This window comes from Reichenbachiella sp. MALMAid0571, from assembly GCF_040151475.1.
In the GTDB taxonomy this organism is placed as follows: Bacteria; Bacteroidota; Bacteroidia; order Cytophagales; family Cyclobacteriaceae; genus CAXBNB01.
In genome coordinates this window covers 158,572-171,596 of record NZ_JBDKWG010000144.1, presented here as the reverse complement: position 1 = coordinate 171,596, position 13,025 = coordinate 158,572, and the positions used below count along the sequence as shown (strand labels likewise).

General features: G+C 37.3%; 12 protein-coding genes. 3 read left to right on the top strand and 9 right to left on the bottom strand.

What is annotated here, in order from left to right:
• Positions 1 to 9: 9 nt before the first annotated feature.
• The 6 genes from AAOP42_RS18085 to AAOP42_RS18060 all read right to left on the bottom strand — a co-directional run bounded on the left by AAOP42_RS18085 (position 10) and on the right by AAOP42_RS18060 (position 6,808).
• Positions 10 to 1,074: a hypothetical protein gene (locus AAOP42_RS18085; RefSeq protein ID WP_349529977.1), complete on the bottom strand. Its 1,065-nt coding sequence runs from the start codon at positions 1,072 to 1,074 to the stop codon at positions 10 to 12.
• A gap of 1 nt (position 1,075) precedes the next feature.
• Entirely contained in the window at positions 1,076 to 2,434 is a 1,359-nt protein-coding gene (locus AAOP42_RS18080) for a DNA cytosine methyltransferase (RefSeq protein ID WP_349529976.1), read from the bottom strand.
• Between the two features lie 10 nt (positions 2,435 to 2,444).
• Positions 2,445 to 2,726, bottom strand: a complete 282-nt coding sequence (locus AAOP42_RS18075; RefSeq protein ID WP_349529988.1) for a helix-turn-helix domain-containing protein — start codon at positions 2,724 to 2,726, stop codon at positions 2,445 to 2,447.
• Positions 2,727 to 3,112: 386 nt separating this feature from the next.
• Positions 3,113 to 3,946 carry a universal stress protein gene (locus tag AAOP42_RS18070; RefSeq protein WP_349529975.1) on the bottom strand — a complete coding sequence of 278 codons (834 nt, stop codon included), beginning with the start codon at positions 3,944 to 3,946 and terminating at the stop codon, positions 3,113 to 3,115.
• A 153-nt stretch (positions 3,947 to 4,099) separates the two neighbouring features.
• Positions 4,100 to 5,524 (bottom strand): sialate O-acetylesterase, encoded by a 1,425-nt coding sequence (locus AAOP42_RS18065; RefSeq protein ID WP_349529974.1) that lies wholly within the window; start codon positions 5,522 to 5,524, stop codon positions 4,100 to 4,102.
• Between the two features lie 186 nt (positions 5,525 to 5,710).
• Positions 5,711 to 6,808: an acyltransferase family protein gene (locus AAOP42_RS18060; protein WP_349529973.1), complete on the bottom strand. Its 1,098-nt coding sequence runs from the start codon at positions 6,806 to 6,808 to the stop codon at positions 5,711 to 5,713.
• Between the two features lie 352 nt (positions 6,809 to 7,160).
• Between AAOP42_RS18060 and AAOP42_RS18055 the strand changes: the two genes are divergently transcribed.
• Positions 7,161 to 8,462, top strand: a complete 1,302-nt coding sequence (locus AAOP42_RS18055; RefSeq protein ID WP_349529972.1) for an ammonium transporter — start codon at positions 7,161 to 7,163, stop codon at positions 8,460 to 8,462.
• A 58-nt stretch (positions 8,463 to 8,520) separates the two neighbouring features.
• Here the strand turns inward: AAOP42_RS18055 and AAOP42_RS18050 are convergent, their stop codons facing one another.
• Positions 8,521 to 9,393 carry a DMT family transporter gene (locus AAOP42_RS18050; RefSeq protein WP_349529971.1) on the bottom strand — a complete coding sequence of 291 codons (873 nt, stop codon included), beginning with the start codon at positions 9,391 to 9,393 and terminating at the stop codon, positions 8,521 to 8,523.
• A gap of 136 nt (positions 9,394 to 9,529) precedes the next feature.
• Positions 9,530 to 9,670 carry a DUF2196 domain-containing protein gene (locus tag AAOP42_RS23815; RefSeq protein ID WP_502947674.1) on the bottom strand — a complete coding sequence of 47 codons (141 nt, stop codon included), beginning with the start codon at positions 9,668 to 9,670 and terminating at the stop codon, positions 9,530 to 9,532.
• A gap of 174 nt (positions 9,671 to 9,844) precedes the next feature.
• On the opposite strand from AAOP42_RS23815, the gene AAOP42_RS18045 reads away from it, so the two are divergent.
• Positions 9,845 to 11,797, top strand: coding sequence for a GNAT family N-acetyltransferase (locus AAOP42_RS18045; protein WP_349529970.1), 1,953 nt, complete (start codon positions 9,845 to 9,847; stop codon positions 11,795 to 11,797).
• 144 nt (positions 11,798 to 11,941) lie between these two features.
• On the opposite strand, the gene AAOP42_RS18040 is transcribed toward AAOP42_RS18045, so the two are convergent.
• On the bottom strand, positions 11,942 to 12,151 hold the full coding sequence (locus AAOP42_RS18040; protein ID WP_349529969.1) for a YwbE family protein: 210 nt from the start codon (positions 12,149 to 12,151) through the stop codon (positions 11,942 to 11,944).
• 211 nt (positions 12,152 to 12,362) lie between these two features.
• On the opposite strand from AAOP42_RS18040, the gene AAOP42_RS18035 reads away from it, so the two are divergent.
• Entirely contained in the window at positions 12,363 to 12,968 is a 606-nt protein-coding gene (locus AAOP42_RS18035) for a hypothetical protein (protein WP_349529968.1), read from the top strand.
• The last annotated feature ends 57 nt before the right edge of the window (positions 12,969 to 13,025 follow it).

Here is a 13,025-nt window from a genome sequence, read left to right as displayed (position 1 = left end):
CACTGCTTATTATTGAATTATACTAAGCCTAGTAAGCATGTTTTTTAAGTTTAAATGACTCGCAGCGCTAATTGTTTTAGAATACTTGTTAACCAAATCTACCCAGTCACTTATCTTTCTTTTTTCAGATGTCTTTTGATTCCAATATTCGGTAAGTTCTACAGCAGATGTTTCGTGCAAAGTATTTATAACTGAATTTAAGTTGTCAAATAGGTTCAAAAAAATCCGTGGAATATTCGTGTGAAATTCTCCATTGATTAAGTAATCACCTTTTCCGCCTGCTGTGAATATGTCTCTTACATTTGGACATACAACAGCTTCTCTAGTAACAAGCCAAATTGCGAGTCGAACAAATTTATCACTCCTATTACTAAACAGCTCAGGGAAGTATGCCATGGCTCGATTCTTTACAATCTGTCGTTCCTCAATACTTAGATTGTTCCAGATATTAATAACCAAGTTGCTTGATTTACTTTCTTCTTGATCAATCCACCATAAATCTTGTCCGGGTTTTAGCTTACTTTTATAGTAATCAGTTATTGGCTTTATTGGATTCTGTTCTTTTCTTAAAGTGTCGTAAGAAATGTTGATTTTGTCAAAGATCGTTTTGCCTTTTTCCAAATTCATGTCAATCAAATACCTTGGAGAATGCGTTACTACTACTTCCGATAAACATTCTTCGTATGCCCTTGATCTAAATTCTATAGGGCTACCTAATTTCCCGAACAACATAAATATGCGTTCAACATCATCAACCCTTGTAGATTCTAAAACACTATTTCCTGTCGTCTTCCAATGGTTTTGAGTTGTGGTCTTGACTTCAATTCCGTAATACTTTTTAGCGATAATGTCTGGGAATTTTTGCCCCCCAATTAATTCGATAGAGTTTTCAAATTTGGATCCTACTGCCAAGTCAGTCATTACTGCTTGAACATAAGGTTCTAGTTTATTTCCACGTAATTGTTCAATTTTTTTAGGAGCTTTCTTGGCATGTGCATTTAGCTCATCAATAGTTGAATTTAGGAGTAAACTAAATTCATTATGACTAGGTTCGGGATTAACAGATACAACCATCTTACTTCTTAAAATATAAGTCCCAATTTTGCTCTATTCGTTTGGCTAAATTGTAAGCGAGTAGAGGGGGGACGGCATTACCAATAATTTTATATGCCTTTGAAGGACTTACCAAAAATGATCCTTTTCTTCCTGTTTTATTTTCAACAACAAAATCAAAATCTGGAGGAAAAGTCTGGATTAATGCACACTCTCTAGGGGTTAATCTTCTTTCCTTCAATCCTTTTGAAAGTTCATCATTGAGTAACCCACCGTTCTTTTTAGACAATCTCCTAAATTCAATATTTCCGTGGTGTTCTGCCCTAATTGTCGGACTTATTCCGTCAGGTTTAATTTCAATCTGACCCTGACAATGTTTGCCCATATATTTCGCCTTTGAGTAATATTTTTGGGATAAATCGCTGGTTTTTTCTGGTTCTTCTAAATTGGAAAAGAGCTCTTTTAAATCAACATGGCGTTTTAGATATTCACCATCAGTTGTATATGCGTGTGTTGGTTTGGGATATGGATTGAATTTGTCAGAAATAATTTCTTTTTCCAATTCCTCAAGGGCAGATTTCTTTAAAACAGATTTCTTAATACCAATAAAAAATATTCGTTCTCTGGACTGGGGAACACCATAATCAGCGGCATGTAATACACGAGGATTTAAAACTAAATACCCATTATCTCCTGTTAAAGAAAAATCGCTTTGGATGATGTCTTTAACATTTGACAGATTGACTAAACCTTTTACGTTTTCAGCGATAAATATTTTGGGTTTGGCGATCTCTATAACTTGTTTCATCCACATATACAGTTGTCCACGAGTTTCCTCTGTGGCTGTATTTTCTGTGTTCAATTCCCCTTTATGATTTTTATGAGAAGTAAAGCCATTTCGTTTTCCTGCAATGCTAAAATCCTGACATGGGAAGCCTCCTGTAACCACATCGACATCTTGAGGAAATACATCTGTTCCGCTACGATGAAGTTTCACTAAATCAACAATGCTATCTGTATAAAAGTCCTCAGCGTTATGTCCTCTTTTTGAAAAATAATTGACCCACGCATTTCGAGCGTCATTCAATATGTCATTTGAGAATATAGTCTTGAAACGAGTTTTCTTTAGTTTGACAAACCCATTTTCTAATCTTTTTTCAATGAAGTCTGGATGTAACAATTCATTAACTGAAGAGCCCAATACAGAAAAGTCGCCTTCAAAACCCAAATCCATACCGCCACACCCAGAAAAAAGAGAAAGTACTTTTAATGTACTTTGATCTTCATGCTTTATTGAAGTCCCTCTTTTGTAATACTTTACAGCTAGTTGAGATTCTTCAACAATACTTAAATGTTCTTGGTTTGCTGTTAATTCTTGCATGTTCAATTTTTTATTGGTGCGACTTCAAATATTTCACTTTCATTTCAGCGACTTTCAATACTTTGTCCGCACAATCTTGTTCAACAATCTCGTATGCATTTTTTTCACTCATATATTGAATCAATAATTCATCTCTGTCCAGTTTCAATATTTCTGATAGCTTATTAAGCATTTCCTTTGTTGGTTTTCTTTCACTGCGTTCAATCTTACTCAAGATAGCTTGGTCAATATCAACATAAGCTGACACTTGCCTTAGAAGAAGTCCAAGTGTGTGCCTACGATTCCTTAAAATCTCTCCAATAGTTCCATTTGATAATATTCACTTGACAACACCTGTCAAATATAGTTTCTCAAATTGGTTTGTAAAAGTTATTCTCCTACTTAGGTGAGCCTTGCTACATTCTGCTGATATACGCCAGTTTGTCCCCAGAAAAAAAACATTGTTTATAGTAAATCTAACCAATTTTGAAGATAAACTAAATCAATGGAATTACCATAATCAGAGAGACTCCTTCGTCATTTGCTGGTGCACCAGCCAAAAGAAGCTCCTGAGTGACTTTTGCTTTTAGCCACATTAGGAACAAATATCTGATCATTTCATCTCTGGATCATAATTATTCCACTAATCCTTTTAAAAGATGGGTAGGTAAGCCATAATTAATAGGATCTATAGCCACTTCAATTCACGTTTATGTTGGGCAATACCAACAATGGAATACGGATTGTTAGTGCCATTTTACGAGTAGTACTACCCTTCAATAATGATTCTAAAAAACCTTGTTTATGGGGTACCATAGCCAATATATCAGCCTGATATACCTCTACTTCATGGATTATCCCTTCTGCAATTCTTGGATTTTCCACTATGCTATAGGTATGGTCAACGTCTTCCAGTATATGATCAATAGTACCAACCGCCTGATCCTGATGAGGGGTGTGCACCGCATCTTTTGTTTTGGTTTCTACATGAAATACCTGAAGTTTTGCTTCAAACTTTCTGGCAATTTCCTTCATTAAATCAAGGTGGTTGTGTTGATCTAAAAAGTTCTGGTCATAAGCATACAAGATTCTTTCTATAGGCTTAAAAGGAACATCATTGGGCACCACCAATACAGGAAATTTCAAGCGTTGGATAGCCTTGGTGGTAGTATTCCCAAATAGAGTGTATTCTATAAGGTTACTTTCCATACCCATTACTACCAAATCAGCACTGTGTGTATTCACATACTTTTCCAATTCTTCTACAGTATCATTCATTTTGCTAACCCACGTAACATTCAAATGGTATTTTTGAGCCGTTTCATTGGCTAACTCCTGCATATGTTTCTCATTTTTACTAACCATTCGGTCTATTTCCATAGGAGTAATCAGTGCGTTACTGGCATGGCCACTTAAATGATAAGTATTGAAAAGCACTAAGTCGGCATTGACTACACATGCCAGGTTAGCGGCATATTGAAGGGCATTACTGGCAACAGCAGAATAATCGGTGGCAATAATAATAGTTTTCATGACTTAAGAGGTTTAATATGTAAACCAAGCATTTATTACCTCCATAATCCATGACCTAAATCAGCTTTTATTGTGACTTTAATAATAATGGAATAACGGGACATAATTTTCGATTACTTTTCTGTTGGTTTCACACCCGACTTACCCATCAAATCATTTCTTCTCCTGAATCACTATCTCCCAATCATCGGTTCTAAAGGAAGATGCAGGTAAACCTTCGGTATTAAATAGATTGGGTTCGGCAATGTTGTCCCAGGCAAACCGAACGGCAATCGGTTTTTTGATTTTTTTGTTGAATACTTCAATAGTGTTTCCGGTAATTTTAGCTTTTGCAGGTACAAACTGCTGATCCTCTCCGGCTATTTCAAAGTAAGTCAAATCACCTCCTTTTGCAACCAGCCCTTTTTCAGCATAATCAAACATCAATCTGACCTTTTCACCTTCAATCTTCATTTCCTTATACACAGGGCCTGAGTAAACCACATCAGGTTTGTGATAAGTTTTAGCCAAAGCCCATTGCCCCAAACGATATCCCACATCCTGCTTGTTGGTTGGATGGATATTGCTAATATCACCAATGTCACTGATCACTACCATTCCGGTATTGGGCACTGACATTGATTTAAACTGCGCTTCTCTTAGCAAAACCCCTTTGTATGGCTGATCGTACTTAAATGGAGCAATCTGCACATAATAAAAAGGGAATTCGTATCCCCACTCTTCTCTCCAGTCTTTGATCATAGCCGGAAATAGTTTTCTGTAATTCAAGGGCGCAACAGTATTTGTCTCTCCCTGATACCAGATAGCCCCTGCAATGCCATAAGGAATAACCGGAGCAATCATCGCATTAAAAGCCGAACCGCTTTTCATCGGCCACCAGTCGTAAACCGGTATTTTAGCAGCATTCTCCGACAGTTGAGGATCAGCATCAATCACTTCCTTATCCGTCCATACCTCAGCAGCCGTACCACCCCAACTGGAATGAATCAATCCAATAGGGATATCCAGTTTCTTATGCAACTCTCTTCCAAAAAAGTAAGCTGTTCCACTGAATGTCTTCATGGTTTCAGTACCACACACTGTCCAGGCACCTGTCAGGTCTTCCTGCCGTGAATCTGACGTTGCTTTTTCTACATGAAACAGGCGGATATTGGGGTAATCAGAATTTGCTATTTCTTCTTTGGCATTGTTGAAAGAATAACCATGAGTTGCAGACGATTCCATATTGGACTGGCCGGAACAAAGCCATACTTCACCAACCAGGACGTTTTCTAACACCAGGGTATTTTGTCCTTCTATGGTAATAGTGAAGGGGCCTCCAGCAACAGGAGTCTGAATAACTGTCCTCCACTTAGCTCCTCTATCCGTAGTGGTTTCTACTGTCTTGTTGTTCCAACTCCCGGTAATTTTCACTTTCTCTGCCGGGCTTGCCCATCCCCAAATGGCTACTTCTTTGTTTTGCTGAAGCACCATGTTCGAGCTAAAAACAGAAGGCAACCTTACTTTCGATTGGGCTTGACTTGAAATCAGCAGAACGAAACTAAAAAGTAACAAACGATTTAATGCAAAATTTTTCATGTTTAGTCTAAAATGTTATGAAATTTTTCATAATGAAGCCAATTCAATGCTACATTATCATCCAACAGGTTTTGAAGATAAACTAAATCTGTAGAAATTCCATAATAAAAAAGACTATCACGTTTCTTTGGCAGAAACGAAATCAATGTTGCTCTACTGTTACTGGCAATCTTTTGATGATATTGCCTAAAGCTTGATAAATATTTTCTTTTTGTACAAAACATAAGCAGGTACGAAATTGACACACACAAATAGCAGGGCGTAAATCATACTGGCCAGCTTAGGTGCCATACCCAACCCTGTAGCCAAATCGAAAAAGTGCATATTGATTCCCTGTCCCCCAATTTCCATGATATAAAAAACCAATGCAAAAACATCTGCCAACACATATACCGTTATGGCATTTGCACCGAAGATAATTCCGGGTTTAGTTCCTTGAGTGTGCCCCTGCATGTCCACCAGAAAGTAGTAGGTACCCAGTGCCATAAATGCTATTCCGGAAGTGACAAACACAAAAGAGCTTGTCCAGATATTTTCATTGACGGGAAAAGTCAATCCCCATACATATCCGGCAATAATCATAAAAAAGCCTATCACCATCAAATGGATTACCTTGATTTCCTTCTCCCTATTGTTGAGCATGATTGCACCAGCCAGCATTCCTGTAATTCCCGAAACAATAGAGGGAAAAGTGCTCAATATACCTTCAGGATCCCAGGTGCCCTGCCACATTTTCCCGGGCAAATATTTACTGTCTATCCATGCGGCCAGATTTTGTCCCGGCTCCAACATCACCCCTCCTAATCCGGGAGTTGGAATCAGGGTCATTGCAAGCCAATAAGCCACCAAAGTAATCGCTCCGATCCATGCCTGAGTTTTCCAATTTGTCTTAAAAAAAATAAACGAGCAGGCAAAGAATACAATGGCTATTCTGGGCAAAGTTCCTGTCCACCGCAGGTCAGAGAAATCGAAATTGGGTAAGAGGTTCAGAAATATACCTACTGCAAATATTTTCAGGGACCGGGTAACAATTTTCATGTACATGTCCTTCATGGGTACTCCTTTTTCCAATCTCCTGGTATAAGCCAGTGCAATCGAAACACCCACAATAAACAAAAAGAATGGTGCGATGATATCTGTTGGAGTGAGCCCGTTCCAAACAGTATGTTTCAATGGAGCAAACACATGGTTTTCATTTCCGGGAAAATTAACCAAAACCATTGCTGCAATGGTAAACCCTCTCATTGCATCCAGAGAGATCAACCTACTTACCTGATTTGACATACATTAATTTAGAGAATGGTGAGAACATGCTCTAAATATAATTTACAAAAAAGATTTATTGATGGAGATGTCACTTATTCTCCTGATTTCATCAAAATACAAAAGACAATGGTCAAAAATGGATAGTACGGTTCTCTTTTAATATTTAAAATAAATCAGAAGAAAATATAAAGACAGCTACAAATTTCTATCGCAATAAATACACATATCCTATTATAGGGATAATAAATTATCCTTCTTTAATTATAATTGCAATAATTTATTCCCCACAGGGTGATATATAATGCATAAACTAATAATAATACATTAGTATCACTACAATACGAATAAAATTAAACTAAAACTTTCAACTATGAATCGGAAATTTATTACCGCCCTCACGATGGCGTTAGCAGTACCATTCTGCGGTTATTCACAAGACAGTACCGGAATTAGTACAGGAGATACGGCCTGGATGCTGATAGCCACGGCATTGGTCATGCTTATGACCCCCGCTGGCCTCACCTTATTTTACGGAGGATTGACTCAAAGAAAAAGTGTTTTAAATACAATTGGGATGAGTTACACCGCTTTTTGTACAGCTACCGTTGTATGGGTTGTTATCGGGTATAGCTTTGCTTTCGGCACAGGAAATGACTTTATAGGAGGTTTTGAATATTTTATGTTGAATAGCATTAAAATCAACGACCTCTCCGGCACAATCCCCCACTTTTTGTATGTAATGTTTCAGGGAACATTTGCAGCCATAGCTGTGGCATTGGTTAGTGGATCTATTATTGAAAGAGTGAAATTTTCCACGTGGATTATATTTTCTATCCTTTGGGTAGCTCTGATTTACTCTCCGATTGCACACATGGTATGGGGTGGAGGAATACTCAGCAATCATGGTGAATTGGATTTTGCCGGAGGTACCGTCATTCATATCAACGCCGGAATATCCGGACTTGTATTGGCATATATGCTAGGCAACAGAAGAGGTCACAACAATGATGATAACCGACCTTCCTCCACAAAATTAATGCTACTGGGCAGCTCACTTCTTTGGTTTGGCTGGTTTGGCTTCAATGGTGGCAGTCAACTGGCTGCAGACTTTATTGCAGCCAATGCTCTACTGGTAACAAACGTAGCTGCCGCAGCAGGTGGACTTACCTGGCTGATAATAGAATGGTCAACTTCAGATAAAAAACCAACATTACTGGGCTCAGCATCAGGAGTAGTTTCAGGACTTGTAGGTATAACACCTGCTTCCGGTTACGTAGATGTTACGGGAGCCTTAATAATTGGCATATTCTCCGGAGCTATCGGCTACTTTGGTGTAGTTAAACTCAAAAACATGTTGGGGTATGACGATACTCTGGACGTATTTGGTATTCACGGTCTGGTTGGAATATTTGGAGCCATTGCCACGGGCTTTTTAGCAAACCCTGAGATAAACGATGCAACAGGACTTTTTTATGGAAACCCCGGACAAGTCTGGTCTCAACTGGTAGCTGTATTGGCAACAATAGCTTTTGCCGGCGTAGGCTCTGCCATACTGTTTAAATTAACTACACTGATAACCGGTGGTGGCAGGATTGACCGCAATCTTGAAGATCAGGGAATGGACATTGGGTATCATGGAGAAGAAAGCTTTGATACTGCATTAGACAATTGACCTAAGTCACAAAAAGTCCATTTCATTCAGAAGTGGGCTTTTGATATACAACAGGAAATCATTTCCTCAGTGCCAATATATTTCCACCCAATATAAGCAAAACACCAATGAATGTACTCAGTGTAATCTGATAGTCTTCAAAGATTAATGACATCACAATCGCAATTACGGGTATAATCACTAAAGCGTAGGCAGCTTTGTCTGCTCCTATTCTGCCAACCAGAGTAAGGTAAGTACCAAATGCTACAATAGAACCAAATAGTGAAAGGTAAATAAGAGAAAGTACATAGGGCGCAGAAACATCAAATGTAAATGGGCGACCCAATATGAGTGCAACTATTGCCATCAACGTACAACCGTAAAGCATACCAAATGTATTGGCTTGCAATACCGGTATTTTCTCCTGAGAGTTTCTTGCTGATGTAATATTTCCCAATGAAGCAAGTACGACTGAACCAACAGCCAAAATAGTTCCTTTCAATGTATCTCCGGACATTTGCATTTTAGACAATTCTCCCCAAAAAATAAGTACAGTACCACAAAGCCCTGCTACAGCGGCAGTAATTACCTTTTTATTAATTTGCCTGCCCAGAAAAAGCGCACCAAAACCGGAGTTCATAAATATAACCGTAGAAAATGCCACAGCCACCAATGCACTGGCAATGTACTGCTCCGCCTCATACACCAGCCAGTAGTTGACTCCAAAAAGTAATATTCCTTGAAAAACCATAAACACATGATCTTTTAAAGAGAATATCATGTTCACACCTTTGGCCAGACAATAACCCAACAACAGTACACCAGCTATCAGGTAGCGGTAAACAACAGAAATCAACGGATCCACACTGCCCAATTGGTAAGTAATCACAAACCATGTGGAACCCCAAATAAGAGCCGGAACAGCAAACAATGGAAGGTTATTTGATCGCATAGAGATAATGATACGGGCATATCATAAAAAAGACTGAAAATTATGTTTGAAGTTTTTGTTATGTGTCAAAAGACACCATGAACGGTTCTTTCATTATGAAGCATTCCTGATCTATCGAGTATGTTCTCAACCCTACTTACCTTACCTGATTCCATGTATGTGATTTGGTCAAAAGTCTTTTCACAATACCTTCAGCCAATTTTCTGGCGCATTGATGATGATTTTGAACCATTTCTAAACTTGCCCCCACTTTAACATCTCGTTCATATTCCACCATTTGATTTACATCCTTTTACTTTACTCTCTCTAAAAATTTCAATCTTAAAAATGTAATGTTTCTTGAAATTTTAAATAACTATGCCTTTTAAATACTGAAACAGATGAGTCCTTTCTTAATTAGATTAAATACAATCAATAACCCTTTTCACAAAACAATGGTTTCGACTGAAAAATGAAGCTAAAAATTAGAGTATCAGTCAAAGATGATCTGATTTTTTTAGAAGAAATAGAGAACAGTTCCTTTTCAAACTATCAAAGAAGTACTAAGAAAAGTCTTTCAAATAGTATAAAAAGTAAATTTCAGGAAGTCTATATTGTAGAAACGGCTGCCAAGCATCCTGTAAAAGTAGGTGCATTGGTGCTGTTCAAATATAAAAAATCCCTTCGCTTGTATTCAATAGCCGTATTACCTGATTATCAAAACAAAGGAATAGGAAATTTTATACTTGATTATGTTTTTGAAGTTGCCAAACGGCATAATTATGACCGGATTATCCTTGAAGGACATGATAAAAACAGCAAACTATTAGCATGGTATGCTGCTCGGGGTTTTAAACCATTGTGCATTATTAAAAATTATTACAGTCAGAATATAGACGCCTTAAAAATGGAAATCATGTTGGATTCAAATATCCCTGAAAAGAAAATAAGAAATATTATAGTTATCAACCAGCCTCATAAATGGACTTTTGATGATGTAAACGCTATGGTTATTTCCGTAAGGGAGTACATCGAAAATCCCATCTACCATTCCAACATTGATTTTAGAATTTTCAATCTATGTAGCTCTTATAAATATCAAAGTTATGGTTACTATGTATCACTTCTTGCGGCTGCAAGAGGTCAACGTGTAGTTCCAAGCGCAACTACAATAAGTGATTTCAGAAGTATAAATATAATTCGTTCCGTTACTACAGAAATAGAAGAATTGATTTCCTCATCATTAGAAAAAGTACATACTGGTAACTTCAGTCTGAATATTTATTTTGGACAAGTACATGTCAAGGGATTCAGCAAGCTGGCAATGAAGCTGTATCAGCTTTTTGAGACACCCCTGTTTCAAGTACAATTCATAAAGCATGATATATGGATTATTAAAGAAATAAAAGTACTCAACTTGAATAAACTGCCCATTGAGGAGCATACTCACATTAATGAATTTGCAAAAAAATACTTTAACAAAAAGCGGTTTAATAAAACCAAGCTGACAACATACAAATATGATCTGGCCATTCTGGTGAATGCGCATGAAAAAACTCCGCCATCATGCTCCAAAGCATTACACAGATTCAAAGTAGCAGCCAACAAACAAGGGATTTATGCGGAATTCATTAGTAAATCGGATTTTGACAGAATCAATGAATTTGATGCTCTTTTCATAAGAGAAACCACCAGCGTCAGTGACCATACTTATGAATTTTCCAGAATGGCCTATGCAGAAGGCCTGGTAGTGATAGACGACCCCTGGTCCATTATGAAATGTTCAAACAAAATATATCAAAATGAGATTTTTAAGAAAAACAAAATATTAACACCACAATCTCTGGTGTTGACCAAAAACTTCTATTCTCCAAAAGTTTTGGATGATATACATTATCCAATAGTTATCAAGCAACCTGATAGTGCCTTTTCACTTGGGATATCGAAAGCAGAAAATAAAGAAGAAGCTACTATTGTTTTGAATGAACTATTCAAAAAATCTGATATGGTGATATGTCAGGAATTCCTCTATTCCGACTTTGATTGGAGAATTGGAATAATTGACAACAAACCCTTGTTTGCCTGCAAATATTTTATGTCAAAAGGACATTGGCAAATATACGACTGGAAAGGAGGAGTGGAAGAGAACTATGGAGACTCAGAAATTCTACCGATAGAAGAAGTGCCTGAAATAGTTGTAAAAACGGCTTTAAAAGCAGCTGCGCTAATAGGGGACGGTCTCTATGGCGTAGATCTAAAATTAATTGATGGCAAAGTTTACGTAATAGAGGTGAACGACAATCCTAATATTGATGCAGATTATGAAGATTTAATCTTAAAAGACAAATTATATGACAGCATAATCAACTCTATCTATAAAAGAATTGAAATAACAAAAAACCTTCAAAAATTAATTTCGGACTAAGCTGAATAGACTTAACCTAACTTTGTGAACACCTCAACAGAGAGTCTTTCCATTATTTCTATTGAGGTGAATGCCTTCAATGAAACAGAAGTGATAAATAAAGAATATGCGTGTTTATCAAATCTTTTCAGGAGATGCTTCAAATCAATCCAGTATGTTCTTAACCCTGCCTACCTCACCTGATTCCAACTGTACTTTAATACCGTGGGTATGGTTTGGTGATTTGGTCAAAAGTCTTTTCACAACGCCCTCAGTCAACTCTCCGGTGCGTTGATGATGCTTTTGAACCACTTCTACAGCTGCTCCAATTTTAACATCGTTCCTGTTTCTACCATCCGGTCGATGCTCTCCCATATTTTCTAGTTAATGATCTCCTCAAAATTAGATTATTTATACCTGATTTATAGCAAGAATAATGAGTCAATAAAAGACAGGCACACAATGCCTATGCATTTTTACGGATAGTGACTATATGGATTATTCATGGTTAATTTTTACCACTATTTCATGAGTACTGAGCGTGTCTTATCGCTCTACTTTTGTATTGTAATTAATGCAAACCATCATGAAAAAACAATCCATCTGTCTGTGCAAAGGTCTGGTTTTGATAGTTGCTGGTATTATCTATGCGGCTAGCGTGCAGGCTCAAGACCATACTGTAGGATCGATAGAAAAACAGTATGAACATCTGGCCAGCAGATGGCTGGAAATTTCAGATGAAATAAAGGTATATCAGGGACTAGGTAAATTTTGCAACGACCCTGGCTATCAACAAAACTCGATCAACATCCTGGAATCTTTGCATCACTACAATGCGGTAGTCTTTGATATTTTAAACGATCCAGAAACTGATAAATACCAAGATCAAAAAGTATTTAAAAATACAATCAGAGATATTGAAAAATTTGAAGAAACACATGAAACTGAAAAATTCATCGATTTCATGGACGACAACTGCACCTATCTGAATGAACTGGAAACAAACAAAGCAAACCTTTTGAAACAATCGCAAATGTATTCTTTTGACGGAAGGATTTTCATATTGGAAACACTGCTGTACAGATTTATGAGGCGTATTGACAAAAAAGTAGTTTCCATTGATAACAATATCCACTTGATTCATCCGGAACATCAAATAGTACCACTTAAAATGCTTGCAAAAAACGATTAGGGGAGTCGCCCCTCATTTAGCATTTACAAAATGGTTTTATCACAAATGGTATATCCG